General features: G+C 70.0%; 39 protein-coding genes. 11 read left to right on the top strand and 28 right to left on the bottom strand.

The window, feature by feature from the left end; translation table 11 throughout:
* Positions 1-4: 4 nt before the first annotated feature.
* Entirely contained in the window at positions 5-1,825 is a 1,821-nt protein-coding gene (locus ACIHCX_RS03710) for a bifunctional metallophosphatase/5'-nucleotidase (protein WP_400026207.1), read from the top strand.
* A gap of 33 nt (positions 1,826-1,858) precedes the next feature.
* On the opposite strand, the gene ACIHCX_RS03705 is transcribed toward ACIHCX_RS03710, so the two are convergent.
* The 4 genes from ACIHCX_RS03705 to pepN form a co-directional block, all read right to left on the bottom strand.
* Entirely contained in the window at positions 1,859-3,280 is a 1,422-nt protein-coding gene (locus tag ACIHCX_RS03705) for a lysine N(6)-hydroxylase/L-ornithine N(5)-oxygenase family protein (protein WP_400026206.1), read from the bottom strand.
* On the bottom strand, positions 3,277-4,671 hold the full coding sequence (locus ACIHCX_RS03700) for a pyridoxal phosphate-dependent decarboxylase family protein (protein ID WP_400026204.1): 1,395 nt from the start codon (positions 4,669-4,671) through the stop codon (positions 3,277-3,279). The genes ACIHCX_RS03705 and ACIHCX_RS03700 overlap by 4 nt, the downstream gene beginning before the upstream one ends.
* 134 nt (positions 4,672-4,805) lie before the next feature.
* Positions 4,806-5,636: an NmrA family NAD(P)-binding protein gene (locus tag ACIHCX_RS03695; RefSeq protein WP_400026202.1), complete on the bottom strand. Its 831-nt coding sequence runs from the start codon at positions 5,634-5,636 to the stop codon at positions 4,806-4,808.
* Between the two features lie 253 nt (positions 5,637-5,889).
* Entirely contained in the window at positions 5,890-8,403 is a 2,514-nt protein-coding gene (gene pepN / locus ACIHCX_RS03690) for an aminopeptidase N (RefSeq protein WP_400026200.1), read from the bottom strand.
* A gap of 720 nt (positions 8,404-9,123) precedes the next feature.
* On the opposite strand from pepN, the gene ACIHCX_RS03685 reads away from it, so the two are divergent.
* Positions 9,124-9,330: a helix-turn-helix domain-containing protein gene (locus tag ACIHCX_RS03685; protein ID WP_400026198.1), complete on the top strand. Its 207-nt coding sequence runs from the start codon at positions 9,124-9,126 to the stop codon at positions 9,328-9,330.
* Between the two features lie 423 nt (positions 9,331-9,753).
* Here the strand turns inward: ACIHCX_RS03685 and ACIHCX_RS03680 are convergent, their stop codons facing one another.
* From ACIHCX_RS03680 to ACIHCX_RS03665, 4 genes are all read right to left on the bottom strand, one after another.
* Positions 9,754-9,945 (bottom strand): DUF397 domain-containing protein, encoded by a 192-nt coding sequence (locus ACIHCX_RS03680; protein WP_400026196.1) that lies wholly within the window; start codon positions 9,943-9,945, stop codon positions 9,754-9,756.
* Between the two features lie 136 nt (positions 9,946-10,081).
* Complete coding sequence (locus ACIHCX_RS03675; RefSeq protein WP_400026194.1) at positions 10,082-10,276, bottom strand: DUF397 domain-containing protein; 195 nt, start codon at positions 10,274-10,276, stop codon at positions 10,082-10,084.
* Between the two features lie 108 nt (positions 10,277-10,384).
* A complete protein-coding gene (locus tag ACIHCX_RS03670) occupies positions 10,385-10,588 on the bottom strand; it encodes a hypothetical protein (RefSeq protein ID WP_400026193.1) in 204 nt (67 codons plus the stop codon).
* Complete coding sequence (locus ACIHCX_RS03665) at positions 10,585-10,956, bottom strand: hypothetical protein (RefSeq protein WP_400026191.1); 372 nt, start codon at positions 10,954-10,956, stop codon at positions 10,585-10,587. Before ACIHCX_RS03665 ends, ACIHCX_RS03670 begins: the two co-directional genes overlap by 4 nt.
* Positions 10,957-11,118: 162 nt before the next feature.
* On the opposite strand from ACIHCX_RS03665, the gene ACIHCX_RS03660 reads away from it, so the two are divergent.
* The 3 genes from ACIHCX_RS03660 (at position 11,119) to ACIHCX_RS03650 (ending at position 12,287) form a co-directional block, all read left to right on the top strand.
* Positions 11,119-11,367: a GntR family transcriptional regulator gene (locus tag ACIHCX_RS03660; protein ID WP_400026190.1), complete on the top strand. Its 249-nt coding sequence runs from the start codon at positions 11,119-11,121 to the stop codon at positions 11,365-11,367.
* A gap of 90 nt (positions 11,368-11,457) precedes the next feature.
* Complete coding sequence (locus tag ACIHCX_RS03655) at positions 11,458-12,057, top strand: GntR family transcriptional regulator (protein WP_400026189.1); 600 nt, start codon at positions 11,458-11,460, stop codon at positions 12,055-12,057.
* Between the two features lie 35 nt (positions 12,058-12,092).
* Complete coding sequence (locus ACIHCX_RS03650; protein WP_400026187.1) at positions 12,093-12,287, top strand: hypothetical protein; 195 nt, start codon at positions 12,093-12,095, stop codon at positions 12,285-12,287.
* 56 nt (positions 12,288-12,343) lie between these two features.
* Here ACIHCX_RS03650 and ACIHCX_RS03645 read toward each other — a convergent pair whose 3' ends face one another.
* The 8 genes from ACIHCX_RS03645 to ACIHCX_RS03610 form a co-directional block, all read right to left on the bottom strand.
* On the bottom strand, positions 12,344-12,841 hold the full coding sequence (locus tag ACIHCX_RS03645; RefSeq protein ID WP_400026186.1) for a hypothetical protein: 498 nt from the start codon (positions 12,839-12,841) through the stop codon (positions 12,344-12,346).
* Positions 12,842-12,886: 45 nt separating this feature from the next.
* Positions 12,887-13,363 carry a hypothetical protein gene (locus ACIHCX_RS03640; RefSeq protein WP_400026184.1) on the bottom strand — a complete coding sequence of 159 codons (477 nt, stop codon included), beginning with the start codon at positions 13,361-13,363 and terminating at the stop codon, positions 12,887-12,889.
* A 15-nt stretch (positions 13,364-13,378) separates the two neighbouring features.
* Positions 13,379-13,612 (bottom strand): hypothetical protein, encoded by a 234-nt coding sequence (locus ACIHCX_RS03635; protein WP_400026182.1) that lies wholly within the window; start codon positions 13,610-13,612, stop codon positions 13,379-13,381.
* Between the two features lie 2 nt (positions 13,613-13,614).
* Positions 13,615-13,803, bottom strand: a complete 189-nt coding sequence (locus ACIHCX_RS03630) for a hypothetical protein (RefSeq protein ID WP_400026180.1) — start codon at positions 13,801-13,803, stop codon at positions 13,615-13,617.
* 2 nt (positions 13,804-13,805) lie between these two features.
* A complete protein-coding gene (locus ACIHCX_RS03625; RefSeq protein WP_400026178.1) occupies positions 13,806-14,117 on the bottom strand; it encodes a hypothetical protein in 312 nt (103 codons plus the stop codon).
* Between the two features lie 11 nt (positions 14,118-14,128).
* Positions 14,129-14,353: a hypothetical protein gene (locus tag ACIHCX_RS03620; protein ID WP_400026176.1), complete on the bottom strand. Its 225-nt coding sequence runs from the start codon at positions 14,351-14,353 to the stop codon at positions 14,129-14,131.
* A 176-nt stretch (positions 14,354-14,529) separates the two neighbouring features.
* On the bottom strand, positions 14,530-14,742 hold the full coding sequence (locus ACIHCX_RS03615; RefSeq protein WP_400026174.1) for a hypothetical protein: 213 nt from the start codon (positions 14,740-14,742) through the stop codon (positions 14,530-14,532).
* 4 nt (positions 14,743-14,746) lie between these two features.
* Positions 14,747-15,031, bottom strand: coding sequence for a hypothetical protein (locus ACIHCX_RS03610; RefSeq protein WP_400026172.1), 285 nt, complete (start codon positions 15,029-15,031; stop codon positions 14,747-14,749).
* A gap of 61 nt (positions 15,032-15,092) precedes the next feature.
* On the opposite strand from ACIHCX_RS03610, the gene ACIHCX_RS03605 reads away from it, so the two are divergent.
* Together ACIHCX_RS03605 and ACIHCX_RS03600 are read left to right on the top strand one after the other, a co-directional pair.
* On the top strand, positions 15,093-15,407 hold the full coding sequence (locus tag ACIHCX_RS03605; RefSeq protein ID WP_400026170.1) for a DUF6233 domain-containing protein: 315 nt from the start codon (positions 15,093-15,095) through the stop codon (positions 15,405-15,407).
* Between the two features lie 34 nt (positions 15,408-15,441).
* On the top strand, positions 15,442-15,618 hold the full coding sequence (locus tag ACIHCX_RS03600) for a hypothetical protein (protein WP_400026169.1): 177 nt from the start codon (positions 15,442-15,444) through the stop codon (positions 15,616-15,618).
* A gap of 90 nt (positions 15,619-15,708) precedes the next feature.
* On the opposite strand, the gene ACIHCX_RS03595 is transcribed toward ACIHCX_RS03600, so the two are convergent.
* The 3 genes from ACIHCX_RS03595 to ACIHCX_RS03585 all read right to left on the bottom strand — a co-directional run bounded on the left by ACIHCX_RS03595 (position 15,709) and on the right by ACIHCX_RS03585 (position 17,335).
* Positions 15,709-15,999, bottom strand: a complete 291-nt coding sequence (locus tag ACIHCX_RS03595) for a helix-turn-helix domain-containing protein (protein ID WP_400026167.1) — start codon at positions 15,997-15,999, stop codon at positions 15,709-15,711.
* 144 nt (positions 16,000-16,143) lie between these two features.
* Positions 16,144-16,602 (bottom strand): hypothetical protein, encoded by a 459-nt coding sequence (locus ACIHCX_RS03590; protein ID WP_400026166.1) that lies wholly within the window; start codon positions 16,600-16,602, stop codon positions 16,144-16,146.
* A gap of 25 nt (positions 16,603-16,627) precedes the next feature.
* A complete protein-coding gene (locus ACIHCX_RS03585; RefSeq protein WP_400026164.1) occupies positions 16,628-17,335 on the bottom strand; it encodes a recombinase family protein in 708 nt (235 codons plus the stop codon).
* 396 nt (positions 17,336-17,731) lie between these two features.
* Here ACIHCX_RS03585 and ACIHCX_RS03580 point away from each other — a divergent pair, with 396 nt between their 5' ends.
* Positions 17,732-18,148, top strand: coding sequence for a hypothetical protein (locus ACIHCX_RS03580; protein ID WP_400026162.1), 417 nt, complete (start codon positions 17,732-17,734; stop codon positions 18,146-18,148).
* Here the strand turns inward: ACIHCX_RS03580 and ACIHCX_RS03575 are convergent.
* From ACIHCX_RS03575 to ACIHCX_RS03545, 7 genes are all read right to left on the bottom strand, one after another.
* Positions 18,145-19,356 (bottom strand): hypothetical protein, encoded by a 1,212-nt coding sequence (locus ACIHCX_RS03575; protein WP_400026160.1) that lies wholly within the window; start codon positions 19,354-19,356, stop codon positions 18,145-18,147. The genes ACIHCX_RS03580 and ACIHCX_RS03575 overlap by 4 nt on opposite strands.
* A 3-nt stretch (positions 19,357-19,359) precedes the next feature.
* Complete coding sequence (locus ACIHCX_RS03570; RefSeq protein ID WP_400026158.1) at positions 19,360-19,686, bottom strand: hypothetical protein; 327 nt, start codon at positions 19,684-19,686, stop codon at positions 19,360-19,362.
* Entirely contained in the window at positions 19,683-19,913 is a 231-nt protein-coding gene (locus ACIHCX_RS03565) for a hypothetical protein (protein ID WP_400026156.1), read from the bottom strand. The genes ACIHCX_RS03570 and ACIHCX_RS03565 overlap by 4 nt, the downstream gene beginning before the upstream one ends.
* Entirely contained in the window at positions 19,879-20,187 is a 309-nt protein-coding gene (locus ACIHCX_RS03560) for a hypothetical protein (RefSeq protein ID WP_400026154.1), read from the bottom strand. The genes ACIHCX_RS03565 and ACIHCX_RS03560 overlap by 35 nt, the downstream gene beginning before the upstream one ends.
* Before the next feature lie 33 nt (positions 20,188-20,220).
* Positions 20,221-20,601: a hypothetical protein gene (locus ACIHCX_RS03555; RefSeq protein WP_400026152.1), complete on the bottom strand. Its 381-nt coding sequence runs from the start codon at positions 20,599-20,601 to the stop codon at positions 20,221-20,223.
* A 65-nt stretch (positions 20,602-20,666) separates the two neighbouring features.
* Complete coding sequence (locus ACIHCX_RS03550) at positions 20,667-21,464, bottom strand: CHAP domain-containing protein (RefSeq protein ID WP_400026150.1); 798 nt, start codon at positions 21,462-21,464, stop codon at positions 20,667-20,669.
* The gene (locus ACIHCX_RS03545) at positions 21,461-21,643 is read right to left on the bottom strand and encodes a hypothetical protein (RefSeq protein ID WP_400026149.1); all 183 of its coding nucleotides are present in this window, start codon (positions 21,641-21,643) and stop codon (positions 21,461-21,463) included. Before ACIHCX_RS03545 ends, ACIHCX_RS03550 begins: the two co-directional genes overlap by 4 nt.
* A gap of 235 nt (positions 21,644-21,878) precedes the next feature.
* On the opposite strand from ACIHCX_RS03545, the gene ACIHCX_RS03540 reads away from it, so the two are divergent.
* From ACIHCX_RS03540 to ACIHCX_RS03530, 3 genes are read left to right on the top strand one after another with little or no spacing between them, the layout of a single operon-like run.
* Positions 21,879-22,328, top strand: coding sequence for a hypothetical protein (locus ACIHCX_RS03540; protein WP_400026147.1), 450 nt, complete (start codon positions 21,879-21,881; stop codon positions 22,326-22,328).
* Positions 22,328-22,534, top strand: a complete 207-nt coding sequence (locus tag ACIHCX_RS03535; protein ID WP_400026146.1) for a hypothetical protein — start codon at positions 22,328-22,330, stop codon at positions 22,532-22,534. The genes ACIHCX_RS03540 and ACIHCX_RS03535 overlap by 1 nt, the downstream gene beginning before the upstream one ends.
* A complete protein-coding gene (locus tag ACIHCX_RS03530) occupies positions 22,531-22,923 on the top strand; it encodes a hypothetical protein (RefSeq protein WP_400026145.1) in 393 nt (130 codons plus the stop codon). Before ACIHCX_RS03535 ends, ACIHCX_RS03530 begins: the two co-directional genes overlap by 4 nt.
* A gap of 96 nt (positions 22,924-23,019) precedes the next feature.
* Here ACIHCX_RS03530 and ACIHCX_RS03525 read toward each other — a convergent pair whose 3' ends face one another.
* Positions 23,020-23,316, bottom strand: coding sequence for a hypothetical protein (locus ACIHCX_RS03525; RefSeq protein WP_400026144.1), 297 nt, complete (start codon positions 23,314-23,316; stop codon positions 23,020-23,022).
* A complete protein-coding gene (locus ACIHCX_RS03520) occupies positions 23,316-24,977 on the bottom strand; it encodes a GDSL-type esterase/lipase family protein (RefSeq protein WP_400026142.1) in 1,662 nt (553 codons plus the stop codon). The genes ACIHCX_RS03525 and ACIHCX_RS03520 overlap by 1 nt, the downstream gene beginning before the upstream one ends.
* Between the last annotated feature and the right edge of the window lie 22 nt (positions 24,978-24,999).

Here is a 24,999-nt window from a genome sequence, read left to right as displayed (position 1 = left end):
TGACATGCCGTTGAACCGCCGGAAGTTTCTGACGAAGTCCGCCGCCACCGGGGCGGGGGTGGCGCTGGTCGGCGCTGCGGCGGCTCCGGCGGCCGAGGCCGCGCCGGCCTCTCCCGCGGCGGGCAAGAAGCCCGAGAAGCCGGGCAAGCGCTACTCGCTGACCATCATGGGCACGACCGACCTGCACGGGCACGTGTTCAACTGGGACTACTACAAGGACGGCGTGTACAGCGACGGGGCGGGCAACGCCCAGGGGCTGGCCCGGATCTCGACGCTGGTGGACCAGATCCGCAAGGAGAAGGGCCGTGAGCACACGATGCTCCTGGACGCCGGTGACACGATTCAGGGCACCCCGCTGACGTACTACTACGCGAAGGTCGACCCGATCACCGCCAAGCGCGGTCCGGTGCACCCGATGGCCAAGGCGATGAACGCCATCGGGTACGACGCGGTGGCGCTCGGCAACCACGAGTTCAACTACGGCATCGAGACGCTGCGCAAGTTCGAGGAGCAGTGCGACTTCCCGCTGCTCGGTGCGAACGCGGTGGACCACAAGACGCAGAAGCCGGCCTTCCCGGCGTACTTCATGAAGAAGTTCCACTCGCCGGGTGCCGCCCCGGTGACGGTGGCCGTGCTGGGCCTGACCAACCCGGGCATCGCGATCTGGGACAAGGCCTACGTGCAGGGCAAGCTGGACTTCCCCGGTCTGGAGGAGCAGGCCGCGAAGTGGGTGCCCAAGCTGCGTTCGATGGGCGCTGACGTCGTCATCGTCTCGGCGCACTCGGGCACGTCCGGCACCTCGTCGTACGGCGACCAGCTGCCGTACGTGGAGGACGCCGCCGCGAACGTCGCCCGGCAGGTGCCCGGCATCGACGCGATCCTGGTGGGCCACGCGCACCTGGAGATCCCGGAGCTGAAGGTCGTCAACGAGCAGACCGGCAAGACGGTCGTGCTGTCGGAGCCGCTGTGCTACGCCGAGCGGCTCTCCCTCTTCGACATCGAGCTGGTGTTCGTCAAGGGCAAGTGGGAGGTGGAGTCCGTCTCCGCCTCGCTGCGCAACACCAACACCGTCGCCGATGACCCGAAGATCACCAAGCTGCTCGAGGACGAGCACGCGAAGGTCGTGACGTACGTCAACCAGGTGGTCGGCCGGGCCACGGAGACCCTCACCACGGTCGACGCCCGCTACAAGGACGCCCCGATCATCGACCTGATCAACAAGGTCCAGGAGGACGTGGTCAAGGCCGCCCTGGAGGGCACGCAGTACGCCGCGCTGCCGGTCGTCTCGCAGGCCTCCCCCTTCTCGCGCACCTCCGAGATCCCGGCCGGCGACGTCACGATCCGGGACCTGTCCAGCCTGTACGTGTACGACAACACGCTGGTCGCCAAGTTGATGACGGGTGCCCAGCTGCGGGCGTACCTGGAGTACTCGGCGGAGTACTTCGTGCAGACGGCCGCCGACGCGCCGGTCGACGTGGACAAGCTGACGAACGCGGGCGGTCGCCCGGACTACAACTACGACTACGTGTCGGGGCTGCAGTACGACATCGACGTCGCGCAGCCGGTCGGTTCGCGGATCAAGAACCTGACGTTCGACGGTGCGGCGCTGGACGACGCGCAGGAGTTCGTGATGGCGGTGAACAACTACCGCGCGAACGGCGGCGGTGACTTCCCGTACGTGGCGTCGGCGCAGGAGCTGTGGGCGGAGTCGACCGAGATCCGCACGCGGATCGCGGAGTGGGTCACGGCGAAGGGCGAGCTGGACCCGAAGGACTTCGCGTCGCTGGACTGGAAGCTGACGCGCAACGGCACGCCGGTGTTCTGATCGGCCGACCAGGGTCTTTCGTGAGGGACGGCCTCAGATCCCGTCCGCCAGGGGCGTCAGCGTCCTGATCTGGCGGGACGGCGGGATCTGGGGCCGTCGCCGTTCCAGGCCGAAGGTGGTGAAGGCGGTGCGGGCGGGCAGCGGGTAGGCCTGTGTCCCGGTCACCGCGTTGAGGATGGTGGCGCTGCGCCAGGCGGCGAGGCCGAGGTCGGGGGCGCCGACACCGTGCGTGTGGCGTTCGGCGTTCTGCACGTAGACGTGGCAGCCGGTGGCGGTGATGGCCGGGTCGAGGGCGAGGCGGAACTGCTCGTCGACACGGAGACGTTCCTTGCCGTCGCGGCGCAGGTAGGGGTCGAGGCCGGCGAGGAGGGGCGTGATGGGGCGTTCACGGTAGCCGGTGGCGAGGACGACGGCGTCGGTGGTGAACCGGGTGCGGGTGCCCTGTTGCAGGTGTTCCAGGTGGAGTTCGATCCCGGCGCCGGCGACCCGGCCGGCGGCGCGGACCCGGACGCCGGGGGTCAGGACGGCGTCGGGCCAGCCGCCGTCCAGCGTGCGGCGGTAGAGCTCGTCGTGGATGGCGGCGAGGATGTCGGCGTCGACGCCCTTGTACAACTGCCACTGGCCGGCGACGAGCCGGTCGCGCACGGGTTCGGCCAGGGCGTGGAAGTAGCGCATGTAGTCGGGGGTGAAGTGCTCCAGGCCGAGCTTGGAGTACTCCATCGGGGCGAAGGCCTCGGTGCGGCCGATCCAGTGCAGCCGCTCGCCGCCGGCCGGGCGGTGGCGCAGCAGGTCGAGGAAGACCTCGGCGCCGGACTGCCCGGAGCCGACGACGGTGACGTGGCCGGCCGCGAGGAGGGCGTCGCGGTGGTCGAGGTAGTCGGCCGCGTGGACGACGGCGACGTCGGGGGCGTCGGCGAGGGCCCTCAGCGGGGCGGGCACGTGGGGTTCGGTGCCGATGCCGAGGACGACGTTGCGGGTGTGGGCGCGGCCGACGGCCTCCGCTTCGCCGTCGGTGTCGAGCTGGGTGAAGTCGACCTCGAAGAGGCGGAGTTCGGGGTTCCAGCGGACGGCGTCGACATGGTGGCCGTAGCGCACCGCGGGCAGGTTCTCGGAGACCCAGCGGCAGTAGGCGTCGTATTCGGCGCGCTGGATGTGGAAGCGCTCGGCGAAGTAGAAGGGGAAGAGCCGGTCGCGGATCCTGAGGTAGTTGAGGAAGGACCAGTCGCTGGCCGGGTCGGCGAGGGTGACCAGGTCGGCGAGGAAGGGCACCTGGACGCGGGCGCCGTCGATGAGCAGGCCGGGGTGCCAGCGGAAGCGGGGGCTCTGCTCGTAGAAGACGGTGTCGAGACCGGTGAGCGGGTGGGCGAGCGCGGCCAGGGAGAGGTTGAACGGTCCGATGCCGATGCCGACCAGGTCGCGGGGCGCCTGGGGTGCGGGGTGCGCGGGGTGGTTCATCGGGGGGTGCTTCCTTCCACCAGTTTCAGCAGGGCGGCCAGGTCTTCGGTCCGGGTGTCCGGGTTGAGCAGGGTGGCCTTGAGCCAGAGCCGGTCGTCGAGGCGGGCCCGGCCGAGGACGGCACGGCCTTCGGTGAGGAGTCGGCGGCGCACGGCGGCGACCGCGTGGTCGGTGGCGCCGGCGGGCCGGAACAGGACCGTGCTGATGGTGGGCCGGTCGTGGAGCTCGAAGCCGGGGTGGTCGTGGATGAGGTCGGCGAACTCGCGGGCGCGGGTGCAGACCTGGTCGACGAGGGCGCCGAGGCCGCTGCGGCCGAGCACCTTGAGGGTGACGGCGATCTTGAGGACGTCGGGGCGGCGGGTGGTGCGCAGGGAGCGGCCGAGCAGGTCGGGCAGGCCGGCCTCGGTGTCGTCGCCGGCGTTCAGGTAGTCGGCGCGCTGGTGCAGGACGGCGAGGTCGCGGGGGTGGCGGACGGCGAGGAGGCCGGCGGCGACCGGCTGCCAGCCGAGCTTGTGCAGGTCGAGGGTGACGGTGTGGGCGGCTTCGAGTCCGGTCAGCTTGTCCCGGTGGCGTTCGCTGAACAGCAGTCCCCCACCGTGGGCGGCGTCGATGTGCAGCCGGGCGCCGTGGGCGGCGCACAGTCCGGCGATCTGTGGGAGGGGGTCGATGAGGCCGGCGTCGGTGGTGCCCGCGGTGGCTGCTACGACGACGGAGCCGCGCGTGCCGCCGAGGTCGGTGAGGGCGCCGTGCAGGGCCGCGACGTCGAGGGTGCCGGAGGGGGCGGGCACGATCACGGGGTCGGGCAGGCCGAGCAGCCAGGCGGCGCGGGGCAGGGAGTGGTGGGCGTTGGCGCCGCAGACCAGGCGGACACCGCTGCCGCAGGACTCGCGGGCGAGCAGGAGGGCGAGCTGGTTGGACTCGGTGCCCCCGGTGGTCACGACGGCGTCGGCGAGGCCGGTCTCGTGGGCGAGCGCGCGGGTGACGAGGGCTTCGAGCGCGGAGGCGGCGGGAGCCTGGTCCCAGGAGTCCAGGGAGGGGTTGAGGGCGCTGACGGCGAGGTCGGCGGCGGTGGCCACGGCGAGCGGCGGGCAGTGCAGATGGGCCGCGCACAGCGGGTCGGCGGGGTCGGCGGCGCCTTCGGCGAGGGCGTGCACGAGGCCGCGCAGGGCGTCCGGGTCGCCGTGCTCGGGCAGGACCTCGCCCACGGCGCCGCGCACCCGGTCGGCGACCGCCTCGGGCCCGCCCGCGGGCAGGGGGCCGCCGCGGGCGCGGCGGCCGCTGTCGAGGGCGTCGAGCACGATGTCCAGCAGGGGCCGCAGGGCGTGCGGGCCGTCGGGACCGGAGGCGAGGCGGGCGGGGTGGTCCGGCGGCGGGGTGCACGGGGTGCTCATGGGGCTGTCCTCCGTGGCGCGGGGGCAGGGACTTCCAGCTTGTACGCAGTAGAGCCGGATACGCCCGAAGGATCGACGATCGGAACCCGAAAGTGGGTACTGCCGTACGGGGAAAGCCTGTTGGGGTCCCGCCGTCAGCCGAGGAAGTCGGGCCGGTGGTCCTCGGCCCAGCGGGCGAAGGGGCGGGCCGGCGCGCCGGTGATCTCCTCGACGGTGCGGGTGATCTCCGGGGGAACGCCGATGGTGGACTCGAAGGTCCTCATGAGGGCCTGGAACAGGTGCGGCGGCACGTGCGGGAAGAGCTCGGGGCCGGCCTGTCCCGGTGGGACCTCGACGAAGGCCAGGTCACGGCCGAGGGCGCGGCCGATCGCGGCGACCTGTCCGGCGTTGGTGACGGCCTCCGGACCGGTGAGGCGGTGGACGGCGCCCTCGTGGCCGGGATCGAGGAGGGCGCGTTCGGCCACGGCCGCGATGTCGTCCTCGTGGATGGGCGCGGTCAGGGCCTCGGCGAAGACGCCGCGGACGGTGTTCCCGGCGCGGATCTGGGGTGCCCACTGGAGGGCGTTGGCGGCGAAGGCGTTCGGCCGCAGGAAGGTCCACGCGAGGCCGCTGTCGCGGATCCTCCGCTCGGCACCGGCGTGCATGACGTGGAGGGGATGGGTCTCGTCGGCGCCGTCGCGGACGATCCCGGAGGAGAGCAGCACGACGTGCCGGACGCCGGCCTCGCGGGCCGCCCGCAGCAGGGCGCCGCCGTCACCGGCGGCCTGGACGTACAGGAAGAGCCCGGTCACCCCCGCGAACAGGGCGGCCGGGTCGTCGGTCCGGAACCGCACGGCCTCGGCGCCCGCGGGCAGCGCGGCCCGTTCCGGGTCGCGGGTCAGCGCCCGCACGGGCCGGCCGGCGGCGACGAGACGTTCGACGAGGGCACGGCCGACGTTGCCGGTCGCTCCGGTCACTGCGATCACGGGTCCGCCTCCGGGGGCTCGGCCGGTCGTCCTGAGACTCCAGCAGCCTAGGAGCGGACGGCCGACCCCGCGCGGAAACACCGGCAACCGCGCGCCCCACCCGGCCCACCGGTCGGCTCGCCGCCGTGCCGGTGGACGCGGGTACCGGCGCGGGCGTCGGCCGGGTGGTGGCTCGCGCCGCGCACCCCGCCCCGGGTCGGCCGGATCGCCCCGGCCGAGCCGGCGGGCGACCGGCTCGGACCCGGAGTTCGCGCTACGCCTCCCGGACGCGCAGTGCGCGGGCCAGGTCGTCGAGTTGGTCGACGAGCTTGCGGCGCAGCGCCGGGGTGGGGTCGCCGTCGCGCAGGCAGGCCTCGCCCCGGCGCAGGTGGTCGGCGTCGACGGCGTACATCGGGAATGCCCAGCGTCCGGCGGCGTCGGCGATGGCGGGGCCGCGGCGGGCGGCGAGGGCGACCGCGTCCTCGTAGAAGCGGGAGACGTAGTCCCGTACGAGGTCGGCCTGTTCGGGCTGCCAGAAGCCCTGCGCGGTGGCGGTGAACAGGTAGTTCGACAGGTCGGTGCGCTCGTCGGTGGCGAACATCGCCTCCCAAGCCGCGCGCTTGGCCTCGGCGTCGGGCAGCGCGGCCCGGCAACGGGCGGCGCCCTCCTGGCCGGTGGCCGACGGGTCGCGGTCGAGTTCCCCGGCGATGGCGGCCTCGTCGACGGCGCCGAGGACGGCGAGCCGGCCCAGGACGCGCCAGCGCAGCTCCGGGTCGAGTTCGGGGCCGCCGGGGACGGTGCCGTCGGCGAGCCAGGCGGCGATGGTGTCCGGGTGGGCGGCGACGTCGATGAAGTGGCGCACGGCGATCAGGCGCAGTCCGGGATTGTCGCCGTCCTCGGTGCGGCGGATCAGATCGCGGCACAGGGAGCCGAGGGAGGCGAGGACGGCCGGGCGCTGCTCGGGGTGGACGTACCGGTCGGCGATCTGCCCGACGGCGAAGGCGAGGACGCCCTGGACGAGGGCGAGGTCGGTCTCCTCGGGCAGATGGGCGCAGGCGGCCGTCAGGTAGTCGGCGGGGGCGAGTTCGCCGTCGCGGACCATGTCGCGCAGCGCGTTCCACACCACGGCGCGGGTGAGCGCGTCGGGGATGCCGGACAGGCCGCGCAGGGCGGTCTCCAGGGAGGTCTCGTCCAGGCGGATCTTGGCGTAGGTCAGGTCCTGGTCGTTGGGCACGACGAGGGCGGGCCGGGTGCCGGAGCGGGGGCGGCGGGTACCGTCCTGCGGGACGTCGGTCTCGTAGCGCTCCCGGACCACCAGGCTGCGGCCGTCGCCCAGGTCGCGGTCGTAGACGCCGACGGTGACGCGGTGCGGGCGGCTGCCGTCGCGGTCGAGGGCGAGGGTCCACTGGCCGGGCTCGGCGTCGACGGACGCGGTGAGCGTGTCCACGCCGGTGGTGCGCAGCCAGGACTCGGCCCAGGCGTGCACGTCGCGGTCGGTGGCGGAGGCGAGGGAGTCGATGAAGTCGGCGAGGGTGGCGTTGGCGAACCGGTGCCGCTCGAAGTGGGTGTTGATACCGGCCAGGAAGTCCTTCTCACCGAGCCACGCGACCAGTTGGCGCAGGGCGGAGGCGCCCTTGGCGTAGGAGATGCCGTCGAAGTTGAGCAGCGCGGAGGCGGTGTCGTCGACGGCGTCGGGGGCGACGGGGTGGGTGGAGGGGCGCTGGTCGGCGTCGTAGCCCCAGGCCTTGCGGGCGACGCCGAAGTCGGTCCAGGTGTCGGTGAAGCGGGTGGCCTCGGCGGTGGTCTGGTAGCCCATGTACTCGGCGAAGGACTCGTTCAGCCAGATGTCGTCCCACCACCTCAGGGTGACCAGGTCGCCGAACCACATGTGGGCCATCTCGTGGGCGATGACCATGGCGCGGGTCTGCCGCTCGGTGTCGGTGACGGCGGAGCGGTAGACGAACTCGTCGCGGAAGGTGACCAGGCCCGGGTTCTCCATGGCGCCCGCGTTGAACTCGGGGACGAAGGCCTGGTCGTAGGAGTCGAAGGGGTAGGGCTCGTCGAACTTCTCGTGGTAGCGGTCGAAGCAGCCGCGGGTGACGTCGAGGATCTCGTCGGCGTCGGCGTCGAGGTGGGGCGCGAGCGAGCGGCGGCAGTGGATGCCGAAGGGCAGGCCGCGGTGCTCGGTGCGTACGGAGTGCCAGGGGCCGGCGGCGACGGCGACGAGGTAGGTGGAGATCAGCGGGGTGGGCGCGGCCTTCCAGACGCCGTCGCCGGTGTGCTCGGTGACGCCGTTGGCGAGGACGGTCCAGCCGTCGGGGGCGGTGACGGTGAGGTCGAAGACGGCCTTGAGGTCGGGCTGGTCGAAGGCGGCGAAGACGCGCTGGACGTCTTCCATGAAGAGCTGGGTGTAGACGTAGGTCTCGCCGTCGGTGGGGTCGGTGAAGCGGTGCATGCCCTCGCCGGTGCGGGAGTAGCGCATGGCGGCGTCGACGCGCAGTTCGTGCTCACCGGGGGTGAGGTTCTTCAGCGGCAGACGGTTCTCGACGAGGTCCCGCGGATCGAGGGGCCGGCCGTCGAGGGTGGCGGAGCGCAGGTCGGCGGGCTTGAGCTCGACGAACGTGTCCGTGCTGTCCCGGCCCGCCCGTACGGTGAACCGGATCACGGTCACGGAGTCGAAGGTGTCGTCCCCACCGGTCAGGTCGAGGTCGACGCTGTAGTGGTGGACGTCGAGGAGCGTGGCACGGGTCTGCGCTTCGTCGCGCGTGAGTACGGACATGGACGCCATGCTGCCTGATGGCCCCGAGCGGGCACGAGGGGGTGTCGCCGACGGACTCGAGACGTTCGCGGCCCACGGGGGCGCGTTCGGCGGCGCGCGGGCGGGCGGTCAGGTCGCCGGGGTCTCACCGTTGCCGGCGTCCTCGGCGATGCGCTCGTGGTGGCGGATCACCTCGGCGATGATGAAGTTCAGGAACTTCTCGGCGAACGGTCGCGCTGCTGGCTGCAACCGTGAACGGGCAGGTCGCGGAGGGTGTGTTGCGGGTCGACCACCTTCACCAACCACCCTCCCTACAGGGTCGCTACAGGCTCATGACGCGTTCACTGCGGGGCCGCGTCTCCTAAACGTCTCCTAAACGATCAGTCCGTAGTCGCAGGTCAGATGCCGTAACGGGCGGCCCCTCGCGTCCGCGTTAGCTGGCTGCGAGGGGCCGACCCCAGTGCCGGGTAACCGCGAGGGGGGCCATCCCAAGGTCGGCGGTCACCGGCACGTCTCTGCTACCGACTCTCCGCCTAACCCGACGGATGCAGTCGATTCCATGGTTCACCCGAAAGAGCGAACAGGTTTTCGAATACCTGACATTACCTCTGGCCCTGCGGCATATGCCAGGGCCGCAGGGCTGTACTGATTTTGGATCAAGTGGCGACCGTTTGGGTACTGACACAAGATCGTTGCGGCCGAAGCGTGAGGCGGGTGCCATCCCGTCGTAACCCTCGACCCGACTGGGTCATGCAGCGCCGCATCGCCCTCGGCCACCGCATCGCCGACCTGAGACGCCAGGCCGACCTGTCGCAGGAGCAGCTAGCCCATGCGGCTGGTATGGAGCGTCGGTCGATCCAGCGGTACGAGAGCGGTCAGCGTGACCCTCGGTTCTCGGACCTGCTGCTGATCGCCCATGCATTGGGGGTGCACGTAACCGACCTCCTCCACTGTTGACCAATAGTCAGCACCCAACATCGTTACCGGCGAGTCATCAAGACCGTTGGCACATACAATTGCGCACACCCGCAAGGAACGCTCACTGACTGCACACACCTCTGGCCAGCGCTTTCCTCGCAGACAAGATCACCATCCCCTTTTTGCCTCGCAGGCGATCACCAACTCCCGGAGCGCGCAAGAGGAAGCCCCGCCCATCCGCCACGGGGGGTGCGGACGAGCGGGGCTGTCAGGGGCTGTTCAGTGCTTGCGCGGCCGGACCGGTGCGCGGGTGGCGGGGGTGCGCCACGACCAGAGGCCGCGGCAAGGCGGCGGCGTGAGGTTGAAGAAGGCCCCGCACTGTGCGCACCAGGGCAGCCCGTTCTCCGGGTCTGTGAGGCAGTCGGCGGCGCAGCGGGGGCACTTCTCCACGAGGCCTACCTCTCAGAGGTCGTACTCTCCGGCCTGGATGGCGGCGCGGAGCATGGCCCAGCCGCCGGTGGACATCGTAACGATCTCGTCGGGCCGCTCACTGTCCCGCAGGGCGACCTGGCCCGGCACGTTGGTCGCGACCTCGGGGCAGTTGTTGACCCGCTTGTCGCGGCAGGCGCTGACGAACGCGTACTCGACGCTCATTGTGCTGATCCCTTCGTCGTACCTGGGGGGATACGGTCCCCGCACCGTCGTGCGGCCCAGAGCTCGACCTGTCCAAGCCCGGGGCGTAGAACGGGCCCCCACCCTGTCCGGACGGTGGGGGCCCTTCCGCGCGCGGTCAGGCGCCGAGCGTGCCCGCCCTCACCGCGTCGACGAATGCGCCCCAGGCCGCGGGCGAAGCGGAGTGCGCGCCGCGGGGCCGGTCCTTGGTGTCCCGGAAGTACGCGCCGTTGCCGGTCTTGGCGACCTCGATGCAGGCGCCGTTGCCGGTGCTGTAGCTGCTCGTCTTCCAGGGCAGAGTGCTGCTGTCCATATGCTTGCCTTTCGTCGGTGTGCTACTTGATGGGCGGCCGTCCGAGCCCCAGGAGACGGCCCGCCCGCCCGCCGCGTCGCGGTCGATACCTGCGCGCGGCGGGAGTCTTCAGCGCTGGGGCCAGCGGTAGCCCACGACATCCGTCACCGAGCGGCGGCCGGCGTAGTGGTCCATGTGGTCGCCGTCGTGGTCCGGGCGGCGGGTGCAGCGGCCGGGAGGCCCCTCGGGGCGCTGCGCCCAGCAGTAGCCGGCGGCGCGACCCGCGGCGAGGGACGCCTGCTCGTCGTCGGTGGTGTTCTGCTGCCTGGTCATCGGCGGCCCTCCCGCACGAGCCGGTCGAGACTGCGGCCGGTCTTGCATTCCCGGACGTCGTCGACGCACTGCTCGCACATCTCCAGATGAGCAAGCTGGGCGGGGTACGCCCGCTCACGGATGCAGCGGCGGCAGGCGCGGGGGAACCAGGTCGCGCCGGTGATCGAGGTAGAGCCCTTCAGCGGGTGGCGCTGTTCACCAAGGTCGACGGCGCTCTCCGCGTTCAGCGAGCCGTCTCCGCACCAGACGCAGTCGGCGCCGCGCCTCTGCCCGCCGGTGACGGCGTCGAGGGTGGGGAGTTGCAGCAGGTCGAGGACGGCTTGTGGCACCCCTGCCGCGGCTGCTCTGGGGGCGGTACCGTGCGCCATGTCGACGCTCCTTCACAGCGTTGGCCAGCCCCGGGGCCGTTCGCGCGGTTGCCGGGGCGCTTGCTTGCAACTCCGGAGCGTAGCGGTAGCTAGCTAGGGTGGCTAGGCGAACCGGGCTATCTCGTCTCGCTCGACATGATGTGCCCACTTAGCGTCCTGATCATGGAATGGGCGCCGGATGTACCGCGGTGGCGGCAGGTGTACGAAATCTTCGAGGAGCGGATCGCTGACGGCACGTATCCGCCGGGGACGAAGCTGCCTGGTGTGATGGCGATCGTCGCCGAGTTTGGTATCGCACAGATGACCGCCCGTCGAGTCCTTACCGAGCTGCGCGCGGCCGGGCTCGCGCAGATGCAGCCGGGCATTGGGACGTTCGTGACCAAGCTGCCGAAGAGCGGCAGGGGTCTCTAAGCCTGACGATAGAATGAGCGCACAACGAAGCGGCCCCCGCAGGTGCTACCAACACCAGGCGAGGGCCTGACCAGAGGAGATGTGGTCCTCATGGCTGTGCGTCAGCCTACCCTCCGCGGAGTTCCCCGCAAATCTGCGCTCGGTTCGTACATCTACGTGCTGCGGTTCAACGTCGGCATCGTCAAGGTCGGTTTCACGGCCAGCCCCGGCCGACGGATGAGTGACTACCGGTCGACCCTCTCGCCATTCGGGATTTCGATCACCGACTACTGGGTCTCCGAGCCGCACGGGCAGGCGGAGGACAACGAGGCGCTGCTGCTCACCTTCTGCCGCGCACGGGCCGCACAGGCGAACAAGAGCGAGTACTTCAAGGGCATCGACTACGGCGAAGTGGTGGCATTTGCTGGCACGCTCCCCTACGTCCCACTGCAGGCAGAACCGTCGGCCCCTGCCCACTCCCCCATCGATCTGCTGAAGTACGAGCAGATCGCCACGGTGTTCGCTGCCCGGATCACGCGCGGCATCTACCCACCGCGGCGCCGAATCCCTACGGAGGCCGGCATCTGTGACGAGTTCGGGGTGAGTCGACCCACCGCGCGGGCCGCCGTGCAGTTGCTCGTCGAGCGCGGCCTCATCCAGACGGTGCGCGGCAAGGGCAGCTACGTCGTGGACTCCCCGCCGCAGGCGTGAGGCTGATGTCCGACCCGGCTCCTAGACTGGCTCGCATGTCCTCCCCTCCCCCGCTGCCGGGCGCTGCGCGCTCTGCTGCCGCAGTGAATGAGGACATTCGTGCCCTGGTGACGGCGTGCGGCGGCTGGCTCTACGGCGAGACCCGGCAGCGGTATGAGCTGCTGCGGGACGAGTGGACGGTTGCGGTCGCGCGGGAGCGGGCACTCGGGGACGTGGTGACCGCGGCGTAGGGTGGCATGCGAACGCCCCGCCTACTTTCACTAGGCGGGGCGTCGCTTTCTACAGCTCAGGCGCTATGGAGGATGTCCGACATCCTCTGCGCGTGGGGCGGCAGATCGTACAGCCAGCCTTCGCCGTGCTCGTCGCAGTACCTGCTGTTCTCCTCCGATCCGGGTGCGAGGTAGCAGTCGGAGCGGGGGCACGCGCCGCACGTGGCCTCGCAGCACGGCTCGTCCGAGGTGCAGTCTTCGCAGCGCAGCCCCATGCAGTACGGGGCAGGGCGCTTGCGTACTCCGCCTCGGGGCCCGAAGTCGAGCAGCACGTAAGGTTCTGCCGCGTCGGGCGTCTCGTACAGGAAGATCGCACACAGGCCGGGCGTGCCGTAGAACTGGGCATCGACCCTTTCGGTGCCGTCGACCAGCCGCTGACGGCTGACGGTGGTCTGTCCGGGGCGACTCAGGCGTTCCCGGAGAGCCGCCTTGGCGTCATCCAGGGTGTCCCACCACTCCTTTCTGTTCGTGATCGTCTCGTAGGAGACGGGCTCCCACACGCCGTACACGGTCATGGTCGGTGGCCTCGCTTCTCGGTGGTGGTGGTGTCGGTGGCCGTCTCAGGCCGTGGCGGGCGGTGCGAAGTCGCTGTGGCGGTTGCTGCCTGCGGTCAACACGTACAGGTAGATCACGGCAGTGTTGTTGTAGGTGATCGTCGCCCCGTAGCGGACAGCGCCGGGGGTTTCGCGGTCCTGGTACTGGCGGATGCTGGCGATCTCCCTCGGCGTGGCAGCGATGGCGAGCCCGGCGAGGTACTGCTCCAGTCGGGCCAGGTCGAGCTTGCCGCCCTCGACGGGGTCCGGGATGGGCAGGTCCGGGTGCGGGTCGCCGAGGACTGGCGGGGCCGGGTGTTCGTCGCGTTCGTTGGCGGCGAGCGTGACGGCGATCTGCACGTTGACGGGCGTGCCGGTCGAGGTGGTGGCGACGATGCCGAAGCGGGAGCGATCGACGTCGGCGTCCCGGTAGGTGCGGGCGGTGAGCCGGCCGTCCTGGTTGATGGCGGCCACCAGGAGGCCTTCGAAACGGTCAGGGCGCATGCGGTGCGGGTGTCCTTACTTCTCGTCGGTGACGCGGATGTCGAGGCTGACGGCGTACACCCGCTCCCGCTCGTCGTGGGCGCGGAACGCGTCGCGGAGCCTGTCGCTGGCGTCCTCCTCACGGTCGAACACGTGGTAGTCCTTGCTCGTGTCGCGCAGGTAGTCGAAAGCCATCCGCTGCGCCGCCTCGGCACTCGTAGCGATGACGTAGATGCTGCCGCTGATCCGGTCCGAGTGGACGATCGGCATGGTCAGTTCTCCTTGACTAGATCCGCATCGCGGAAGGCTACGGGGAGTCGGTCCTCGTCTTCGTCGAGGAGCACGGGGCAGTCTGCAAGGTAGCCGTCGCCGGGCTTCGCGACGGTGCCGAGCATTCCTGCCAAGCCCTCGACGTGCGGCGCTACCCGCACGCGATCGCCTTCGTTGAACTCTGTCGCCATGGTCACTTCTCCTTGTGCGGCTTGGCTTCGTGGTTGCGGACGCTGGTTTCGGCGCCGACGTAGGTGCAGCCTTCGACGGAGCACTCGATCCAGCCGCCCTGTTCGAGAGCAGCGTCGCGGACGGACTGCTCCGCGCCGGGGCCGAAGTCGTTGTCGGCGAGGAGGCGGGCCACGGACCCGCCGTGGCGCGCAGCGATGAACGCCGCCTCTGCGATCTTGTCGTGGCCTCGGGCGAAGAAGCTGCCGATGCCGGTTTCGGTGCCGCAGCCGCACCAGCAGAAGCCGGTGGGGATGAGGCGGGGCTGGTCTGTCACAGTGGCGCCTTTCAGAGCTGGTTGGGCTGGACGTCGAAGGCAATGACGACGCCACCTCGGGAATGCGGGGACTCGCGGTAGATCTCTTCACGGATCTCGTTGAACAGGTCCAGCCTGGTGGCGCCGCGTGCTGGCGTGAGCGTGCCCTGATAGTCGGTGACGTTGTAGCCAGCCGCGTTCGGGGTCTGGATGGTCATCATCCAGAAGTGGCTTCCCTGCTTGGTCGCTTTCGTCATGCAACCAAGGTACCGGTTCTTGATTGGACATCAAGGAGAACTAGAAAAGATACGCACGGCGGCGGAGGCGGACCCGGGCTCTGAACGTCGCAGCGCCCCGCCGGTCCGTGACAACCGAGCGGGGCGCCATTCGAGTAACTGCACACGTCAGAGACGCGAACAGTGATACGGCAATGCTACGGGGCGTCGCCGACAACGAGGTCGGGCCAGGTCGTCAGCGTCTCGCCGGTCTCCTCGTCGACGAGGGTGACCTGGGCGCCGGGCTGGCCGTAGTCGCCGACCCATCCGGCGAGCTTGCGGCGGGCGGTCGCCTCGCTCCCCCACCAGCCGCGCATCGCCGGGCGGCCGTCGACGGTGAGGGTCAGATGGAAGCGGTCGGGGGCGGTCACAGCGTCAGCGCTTGATCGTGTGCCCGCAGGAGCCGAGCCGGATCAGGGTGCCAAGGTGGCCAGCGAACTCGGCGAACCCTTCGGGGGAGGTCTGCTCGCCGGCGATGGCGTCCATGGTCACCGTGTCGTTGGGCTCGCCGCAGATCGGGCAGGCGACCGGTCGGCGCTCGGCGCTCGCGCGTTCCAGCTCGACACCGAAGCCGTCGCTCCAGATGCCGTCCGGGTGCTCCCAGTCCTCGACCGGGCCGGTCAGTACCGTGCCACCCAGCGGTGGGATGTAGCTCGCCATGCGACCTCCTCTGTGTGCCCCCAGGATGGCAGACGTCCCCGCCCCGCATAGAATCGAACGCATGTCCGATCTGTCACCTGCCGAGCGTCTCGAAAAGCTGCGCACCCTGGAATCGTGGCTCGCCTGGCAGCTACAGGACACCCGCCGGAAGATCACCGCCCTCGAGCAGGCCGCGGCCAGATACATCGTCGAGAAGCAGATCCGGGAAGGGCACCCGCTCGGTGCGACCATCCACCTCGCTGACTGCACCATGCCGCAGCGGGAAACCCGGCCGCTGAGCGCCGAGGATGCGCGGGCCGCGTTGACGAAGGACGCCCAGTTCTTCCACGCCTGCGAGTTCTGCGCGCCAGATCGGTCGCTCGGCATCGCGGACTAGGGGCGCTGTCAGTGCCAGCAGCGATGATGACGGCATGATGCAGAACTACGCGCTCACCTGGACCGACCCCACTGGCAAGCCGCGGGCCTCCGCCGTCGCCTACGACAAGCCCAGCGCCGGCCACCGCCAGGCAGACCTCGAAGCCGCCGGCTGCACCAACGTGCAGATCGTGCCGGTGAAGCCCGGCCAGCTGCCCGACGTCCAGGGCTGACATGACAGGGCCCGCCTCGACGGGGGGCGAGGCGGGCGCTACGGCCAGTCTGGCACGGGAAGCAGGACGCGAGGCAGATCCTCGCGTTCCTCACCCTTGCTGATCGTCGCCGTATGGCGTCATGAGGTCGGACGCAGAGACTCGAAGTACCGCGCAGAACGCGGCTAGGTGGTCGACCGTGACGGCGGGCGTGGACTGACCGTGGACTGTCCCTGTTTCCATCCGTCGAATCTGCGTGTCTTGTAGTCGGATCCCCCGCTCTCCCAGGGCTTGCGACAGATCCGCTGAGCTCATGCCCCGCTCTCTCCGTAGTCGCCGCAGATTTCGCCCGACGATCAGCGACACGCTTCGCTCTTCAGGTGTCCGCGTACCTCGCGCCATACTTCCTCCCCAGAGATATCGCCCCATGATGGCCCCGATGACGCGTCTCCTCTAGATGAGGGCACAGAGGAGCTAGGCTGACGCAGCGGCGCCCCGCCACTTCGACTGGCGGGGCGCCGTGCAGTTCAGAGCTCGTTCGGCTGCTCAGGTCTGGTTGTTAACGGAGGCCGCCTTGATGGCCTCCAAGATCGTGCGGCGATTGGTGCCGAACTCGTCGGCGAGTTGCTGGACGGTGTACTTACGCTTCCCGTTGTCGTCGAGCTCGCCGTGCATTTGCTTGACGAGTTGGTTCTGGCGAGGGCCCAACCCTTGCCTACGTGCCTGCCTCTCTACAGCTCCCCGCGGCTTGCGCACCTCCAGCAGCGCCTTGCGTGCGGCCTCCACGTCCACGCTGAAAGCGTCGCTGCGGCGCGCTCCGGTCCACGTAGCTATGAGCAGTTCTCCGGGGCGCCAGTCGTTGAGGATGGTGGTCTTGCCGGTCTTGGTGTGATCCGCTGAGACCGTGCCAGAGCTGTCGACGTGGACGAACGTCACCGCTCTGTCGGTGTACGGGAAGTCGTCCTCGTCGGTGTCTTTCCGCAGGGACGATACGTCGAACTTCATGCGCGCTCCTTCATGGTGGGGTTGGTCAGTTCAGTCCGGCGCGGCGGCAGATGGCGCGCACGACCATCGGCTGCCACCGCTCGGCGCGGCGCGGTCGGTGCCCTTCGGTGCCCAGCGCCTCACAGATCTCCCGGTAGGACTTGCCAGCTCCGCGAAGTTCGAGGATCCGGGCGTGCGCGGCGGCTTCGGCCGGGTTGGGCCCAGCGTCCCGTTCGCGGCCCTCGCCTACGCCGTGAGTGCCGTAGGCGTATGCACCGACGTACTTCCTGCCGGTGAGGCTCTTGGCTGCCCGGCCGTCCCGGAGTCGCTTGACGACCATGCGGCGGTCAAGTTCGGCGAACACGCCAACGACCTGACGCATGGCGGTGCGCATCGGATCGTCCGGGTCGTCTTTGAGGATCTCGCCGGCGTCCGCCGCGAACACGCGGCCGCCGTCTCGCCACACGATCGCCAGGGTTGCTTCCTGCACAGTGAGCGCGCGGGCGAGGCGATCCAGCCGCGGGATGAGGAGTCCTCCCGCTTCGCGCTCTTGGATCGCCAGCAGGGCCTCTGAAAGGCCGGGCCGGTCTACGGCTTCTTTGGCGCCACTCACGCCCTCTTCGCGGATCAGTCGCACGATGCGGTGGTCGTTGCTCTTGGCCCACGCCTTGACGGCTTTCTCTTGGACGCCGAGTCCGTAGCCGTCGGAGACCTGTCCGGCCGTACTGACTCGGACATAGGCGACAAGTTTCACCGTCTCACCCCCTAGACTTGTAAGTGTTTCCACGGAATAGATTACAGTGCAGGTGGGCGGGCAGGCAATGACGAAGCACCCTCGCCCTCCGTCGCGTGCGTGGCCGAGGCGCTGGCGAGATCAGCTCTCGTGTCACGACTCCGTGACGACCGTTCACGTTCTGCGCGCGCTTCGTCTAGCGTGTGCTGATCCATCAACCCATGGGGGGGAATCATGCGCGTTCGCGCTACGGCAGCGTGTGCTGCCTTACTTCTGGCCGCTTTGACCGCGTGCGGTGGTAGCGGTGACAAGACGGATGCTGCGGCGAAGTCGAAGCCGGCGGCGAGCAAGCCGGCCGCGTCCAAGACGTCCGGCGATGACGGGGCTGGTACGGGCGGCGACGGCACTGACGGCACGGTGACGGGCCTGAAGTTCGGGGAGTCGTACTCGTGGCCGGACGGTTTGAAGGTCACCGTCGTCGAGGCGAAGGTGTTCACCGACTGGGACGCGGAGGCCTACGAGACGCCGGACCCGAGCCTCACCGAGTTCCGGGTGCGGCTGAAGTTGGAGAACACCGGCAAGCAGCCCGCGGACTTGGGTGACCTGTCGACGATCGTCGAGGGCGCCACCAACGGCGGCCGGGCGGCGGGCAGCGAGTTCGAGCGCGGCTCGGAGCCGCTCGAGGGCCAGCTCGCCCCCGGGGTGTCGGCGGTGAAGACGGACGACAACTCGCTCGAGTCCCGCTACGGGAAGAAGGTCGTGGTCAGGGTGCAGCGGGCGTCCGAGGACGGGGTGTTCGAGTTCATCGAGTTCGCTGGGGCCATCGCCGGCTAGGTGGTGGTCTGGTCGGTGATGATGCCTGCCTGCGCCAAGACGGTGAGGAGGCTGGCGAGGGCGGCCCCGTTGCTGCGGGATCCGGCGACGGCTGTCCTCGCCTTGTCGGCCTTCCCTGTTTCGAGCGCGCTGGTGCGGTTCTCGAGCCCGTACTCGCCGCCCACCCGGAGCTGGAGGTCGGTGACGTATCCGTTCAGCGCGTTGCCGTGGGTGGCCAGGTAGGCGCCGATGCTGTCCGGGGTGATCGGGTCTGCGCCGTCCGACGCGTGGCTCGCAGCATGCGGGGTCGGCGTGCGGGCGTTCGTGAGGGTCGGGTCGGTGCTTCGGAGTGCGACGTCCGATCCGGCGCCGGCTGCTCCGAGGGCTGGCTGTGGCCCCTCGGGTCCTCGCTCGCCGGGGTCGCCGGGGTCGCCCTTCGGTCCCTGCTCGCCTGGTGTGCCGGGGTTTCCTGGATCGCCCTTGGCGCCGGGGGTTCCGTCGGCGCCGGCAGGTCCGGTCTCTCCGGCAGGTCCGGGCTCTCCTTGCTCGCCGCGCGGTCCCTGCTCGCCGGGGTTGCCCTTGTCTCCTGCCGGGCCCTGGATTCCCGGCTCCCCTTGGTCGCCCTTGGGCCCGCGGTCGCCCTGGTCACCCTTGGGGCCGCGGTCGCCATCTACGCCGTCGCGTCCGGCCGGCCCTTCTGGACCCGGTTCGCCCTGGAGGCCGGGGAGCCCTTGGACTCCTGGTTCGCCGCGGTCGCCTTTCGGTCCGCCTGGGTCGCCAGGGTCGCCCTTCGGTCCGCGCGGGCCTGGTTCGCCGTCGTGTCCGGCAGGTCCGGCCGGTCCGGGTACGGGTATGTAGTCGGGGGCGTGCGGGTCGAGTTGCTGCAGCTGGTCGAGGTCGACGTTGTCGGGGGCGTCCTCGAGGGTGAAGTAGAAGACGCGCGGCTGCCCGCCGGTGGTGACGATGGCCTGCCACAGCCAGCCTGCCGGGTTGCTCCCGGGCGCGCTGTTGTCGAGGAGTTCCACCCCGATCGTGTCCCCGTCGACGAGGCGCCCTTGGTCGTCGAGTTGGTAGGTCCCACCGCCGGTCCACGTTGCGGGGGTGCCGTCGATGACGATCGCGGGCACGTTCGGGGACAGGCGGACGGTGCCTGCGGCTGGTCTGCCGCTGGCGGGGCTGGCGACGGTTAGGTGCACGCGCCGGGTGGGGGTGTCGTCGGGGAACGGCATCGGTCAGACTCCCGTCTTGTCGTGGTGTTCGCGCTGCGCACGGAGCAGCATGCGGGTCCGCTGCAGCATGAGGGCGCCGATCGCGAGGACGATGACGGTGCGCACGGCGCGCAGGACGGTGGCGAGCCGCCCGTCAGGCCACAGGGATACGAAGACGGTGTAGGCGCAGAGGAGTCCGACCGCGGTGGCGAACGCCATCAGGTTGCGGCCGACCTCGCTGCGCCACCAGGTGGCGCGCAGGTGGTAGGTCGCGGCGAATGTTGCGCAGGCGAGGAAGGCCAGCGTGGATGCGCCAACGTTGATCCACTGGTCGGCGGCGAGTTGTCTCATTGCGCTGCTCCTCGTTGTTCGGCGAACGCCTGCTCGATGCGTTCCCGGAAGTGGTTCTCCTGCCGTGCCTGCCTGAGGCGGGCGACGAGGGCGAGCACGGCGGGGGTGCGTTGTTCGCGGATCTCTTCCCGGGCCCGCCGTGCTACGGCGAATGCGTCTTCTGCTGCCTGGAGCCCCTCGCTCGGCTTGCGGTTACGGCTGGCCAGGTGGGCGATCAGTCGGTGCACCGGTGGTCACCTCCTCCCTACGCGGTGGTGGGAGGGAGGCGAGGACGTGGTCTGCGGTGTGAGCGACCTCCAGGAGCTCGGTGGTGAGGGCGCGTTCGTCTCTCCGGGCGGCGACCTCTTCGGCGTGGGCGGCTCTCCAGTAGTCGCGCTCTTTGAGGAGGTCGTTGTAGGTGCGGCGGGGGACGAGGCGGCCGGTGATGACGTACAGGAAGACGAGGACGAGCAGGCCGACGGCTCCTCCGTCGACGACGCTGATCCCGAAGAGCTCGCTCACCGCGCCCCCCTCTATTGCATGTAACGGCACGGGTCAGACGCTGGTCGGGGCCTTGGCGAGGCCGGACTGTTCGATGCGCAGGGCCGTGATCGGGGCAGTGACCTGCGGGCGGACGACGACGAGAGCGACAGCGCCCTCGATGAGCAGGTTCCACAGGGCCTGCCGTTCTGCGCTCATATGGAGGCCGAGGCCGAGGTAGATGGCGATGCCCGCGTGGCCGAGGTTGACGAGCGCGGCGAACGCGGCGCCGTTGTGCAGGATGAACGCTTCGGCGACGGCGACGATGCACGACAGGCCCGCCATGATGGCGACCTGCAGTTCGGGTGAGATGTCCCAGCCGTAAGCGGCGCCCAGCTTGAGGGTGACGGCGATGAAGGCGAGGATCGTGACGGGTTCCCTGCCGAAGAGCTTCATGGGGGTCTCGTTTCTCGGGCCGGCTGCGCGAGTTGGCGGCTGCCGATGGCGGTGAGGGTTGCTGGTCACGCGACGACCTTGAAGAGCCCGGTCTCCGCGCCGAGGGCCTTCAGCGAGGTCATGCCGGCGTAGCCGTTGACGTCGGCGCCCTTCCAGCCGAGCTTGTGGCGGGCGCTGTAGGCCTTCTGCCAGGCCGAGTACGCATCGGTGGTCATGGTGCCGAGGGAGCCGTCGACCCACTTGGCGGCGAGGTGGCCCTTGGCTTTGAGGGCGTTCTCGAGGAGGCGGCCTTCGGTGCGGTGCAGGGCGTGGCCTTGGGGTCCGGCGCTGTCGGCCTTCTGTGCGGCGAGGACGTGCTTGAGGGACACGGTGGGCAGGACGGCGGCGGCGGGGGTCTTGTACTTGGGGCGGCCGAAGCCTGCGATGTCGTGGACGGTCCGGGCGCGGCGGGCGCAGACGTTGGCGGTGTTGCCTTCGATGGTGAGGACGGTGTTGCCGGAGATGCCGGTGACGATGCCGACGTGGTCGATCGCGGCTATGGAGCTGGAGCCGCCCCAGTCGAAGAAGACGATGTCGCCGCGGCGGATGCCGGAGCCCTTGATGCCGTTGACCATGGGGGTCCACTGGCTGGCTGCCTGGTAGCGGGCGGCGTGGGCGACGGTGTAGGCCCAGTCGGCGCCGAAGCAGACCTCGTTGTAGTTGCCGGAGTCGACGGCGGCCCAGGTGATGGTGGCGTCACACCACGGGAAGTTGTAGTTGTACGCTGCGCCGTTGCGCTTGCGGAACCACTCCTGGATGGAGTTGGGGGTGCCCGTGCCGAGCTTCTTCTCCATCGACGTGATCATTGCTTCGAGGCCGGTCATGCCGTGTCGCCTCCGTCCTCGGTCGGGGCGCCGTAGGTGCCGTCGCTGTTGGGCTCGCCGAACTCGTCGGCGAGGATGCCCTCTTCGTTATCGACGGTGGGCTCGTTGCCGGTGGGGCGGAGGTACTGGGCCTGTTCGCGGGGGTCGGTGCCTGGCTGGTCGGGCCGGGGGTCGCCCATGGTTCCTCCCTGGTGTGGCTGTGGTGCGGCAGTCGAATCCCTGCACGGACTTGACCTTTGAATCATAGGCCACTAGGGCATCTTCGCCTACGATTCGTAGGGCTTTGGGGTAAGGTCGCGGCAGGGAGGCATACCGGTCCTTGCCCTCCCGACTGCGGCGGGTCCGGTCTGTGCGGGCCCGGCCCGCCGCACAGCCCGCACCCGCCCGCACGGAGGCACCCCTATGCAGGACCCAATGACCGTGGCCTTTGAAGTCCTCCGCCCGTGGCCTCGCATCGACGCCTACGGCACGCGGCAGGCAGCCAGGAACGGCGTGCGCTGGCAGTTCCGCCGCCACCACGACACCGTGATCGCCGGACGGGCCATCCACTGGCCCAGCCTCGTCACCGTGTGGCACCGCGACCCGTCCGGCTACGACGACAAGACCTGCCCGATCTACCCGGGCAACACGTGGCGCTTCCACGTCCACCACTGGCGGCTCCAGGTTCACCCGCTCCAGCAGTTGCGGCGGCGGCTACTCACCCGCTGTGAGATCTGCGGCGGGCGCTCCACTCGTGAGCATCGGATCAGCCTGCGGCGCAGCTTCGTCACCAACGCGCCGTGGTGGCGCGGCGAGACCGGACTCGCCCACATGGACTGTGCGGGCGTGCAGCTCGCGTCCGCCAATAACGAGGAGGCGTCCTGATGTTCGAGGATCAGATGGCGGCGATGTTGCAGCAGGTCGCGGCGGCTTGCATGCAGACGAAGGAGCTGATCACGCCGATCCTCGAATCGGCGGAGGGCATCAAGGCTGACATGGTCGGGCGCGGCTGGTCCGAGGCGAACGCGGAGAAGGTCGCCACCAGCTACGTGCAGGCCATGCTCAAGACGGCGATCGGCGGGCCAGCGTGAGCAGCACCTACTACGTGCTCTGCCTGTCCCACGACCCGCCCACGACCGCCCGCGAGTACAGCACCCCGGAAGCGGCAGGGGGCGCCATCAAGGCGGGCATCGAAGGACACCCCGGCTGCGACCTGCTCGTCGAACGCGTCTCCGGCGGCCCGGTCGAGTACGGCTGCCCGCCCCGCACCGACCGTGCCGCCGGGCCGCACTGCTACCACCGCGACATCGAATGGGTCGACACCGAGTGGCTGCAACTCCTCGGCCGCGCCCACGTCTCCGCCGACCCTGGCATGCAGGAAGCGGTGCAGCGGGGGCACTTCCGCTGCTGGACACGCGACCGACTCCACCGACTCCGGCACTCCCTCGGCAATGCTGAAGAACTGGAGGAACGGCCGTGAGCAGCGGCAGCCAGCGCATCGCCTACCTGTTCGGCAAGACGTACTGGTGGGACCGGGACCCCAACGGGCGCCTGACGCTCCAACCCGCCGCGTGGATCAACGCTCCCGCCCCACCTTCACGTCCAACTGTTGCCCGTAAGTAGCCCGGTACTGGTCGGGGGTCCATGCCTTGCCGGCGGCGAGGAACACGGGGTCGACCCGCGCCCCGCCCACGGCGGCCTGGTCGGCAATGAGGGCCCAGCCGACGACTCCCCCGCCGGGCGGGATCCCGGTCGTGTCCGTGCCGTCCGGCGCCGACACCAGCACCGTCAGCCCGGGCGCGGCGGGCAGCATGCTGATGATGGGGCCCACGGTCGTGCTCGTCTCTCCACTCGCCATGATCGGCATGCGCATCAGCTCTTCAGGAGGGTTGCGACGGCGCCGGCCATGTACGCGAACCCGTTGTCGGACATGTGGACGCTGTCTGTGCCTGCTGCTCCTGTGCCTGCGCTGGTGCCCCAGTAGCCCTGGGTCCGCCAGTATTCCCACGAGTTGCGGCCCATGCCCCACCAGTTGACGAAGGCGCAGCCGTACACGTCGGCGAGGGCGCGGGCTCGTTCGGCGTAGTCCTGGTATTTGAAGTTGGTGGTGTCGTGGGTGCCGAGGTGTGGGAGGGCGATGATGATGTCGGTGTCGCCGACCGCTGCTCCGGTGTCCCGCACCGCCTTGATCCACTTGGCGACGTTGGCTGCCCACACGTCGCCAGTCGTGTTCGCGGCGGCGTCGTTGGGGCCTGCGGTGTAGATGGCGAGGTCGCAGGGGAAGTCGACGCCTCCGTTCCAGGTGGCGTTGAGGGCAGTCGTCGCGGGGGTTCCGAAGGTGGCGCTGGTGGCCCCGGCGAGACCGCAGTTGTGGACGATGACCCCGCTCGTCCGCTCCCCCGACACGCCGCACACGGACAGGTAGTTCCCGGACGTCGTGGTGCCGACCTTGACGCGCACGGTGTGTTCGGTGTTGGACAGGCCGGTGACGGTCGTGACCTGGATCGCCGACGTCCCGGACGGCTGCGCCACGGACACGTCGCTGCCGCCGTCGATGCTGTACAGCATGGCTGGCCGGGTGCCGTTTCCGACCACGGTGTAGATGCGGACGATCGTGCCGCGCGCCTTGAACGTGAGCGTGTTCCCGGTGACGTCACTGTAGATGTAGTTGGCGCCGGGCCCGTACTTGGAGCCGCCCTGCGTCCACGTCCCAGTCTGCGTGACGACGGCCCCGGCAGTCGTCCACGCGGCGAGCGCTGCCGCATCCCCGGCCGCGAGGATCGTCGACGAGAGCGACGTCTGCTGGAGGCCGCTGCCGCCGTCCCCGTACAGGCCTTGCAGGGTGGTGGCCAGGACGCCCGGCCAGGACTTGGTGCGCGGGTTGGAGGCGTACATGCCTTGGGTGGCGGATCCGCCGACGCACACGATGCGCGCCAGGCCGGTACCGGCGGCTGCCCGAGCGCGCGCGGCCCGCCAGAACGTGCCCCATCCTTCGGGTGCGTAGACACCCGGGGCCTGGGAGCTGCCGCCTCCCGAGTCGCCCTTGTCGCCCTTGGGTCCGGCGGGGCCCTGCTCCCCCGGGTCGCCCTTCGGGCCCGTGTCGCCCTTCGGCCCCTGCGGGCCCTGCTCGCCGGGCGGGCCCTGCGCTCCGCCACCGCTGCCGGCGGGCAGTTGCTCCTCCTTGACCTTGCCGGAGGGGTCGAGTTGTGCCCAGCCGTCGGCTTGTCCGCCCTTGGCGAGGTGGTCGGCGAGGATCTGCCCGGTGTCGACGGCGGTGAGGCAGTACCGCTTGCCGTAGCCGAAGTCGACGTAGCAGGTGGTGACGCCGTCCGGCCCGTAGAAGGCGACCGCGCCATCCGTGTCGGCGGTGAGCTGGCTGATCGGGCTGCCTGCCAGGTCGGTCAGGTCGGTGAGCTGGGTGCCGCCGGTCGCTGCGGTCCAGGCGGCGCCGGTCGCGCCCGGGCGAAGGAGTAGCTGGCTGCCGACGCGTTCGACGGCGAAGTCACTGGGACTGCCGCCAAATTGGTGGCGCAAGGGTGTGGTCCTTCCAGGAGCA

Source organism: Streptomyces sp. NPDC052043 (genome assembly GCF_044548235.1).
GTDB lineage: Bacteria > Actinomycetota > Actinomycetes > Streptomycetales > Streptomycetaceae > Streptomyces.
Note: the sequence above shows the minus strand (reverse complement) of the source record. Positions and strands in the feature narration are given on the sequence as shown.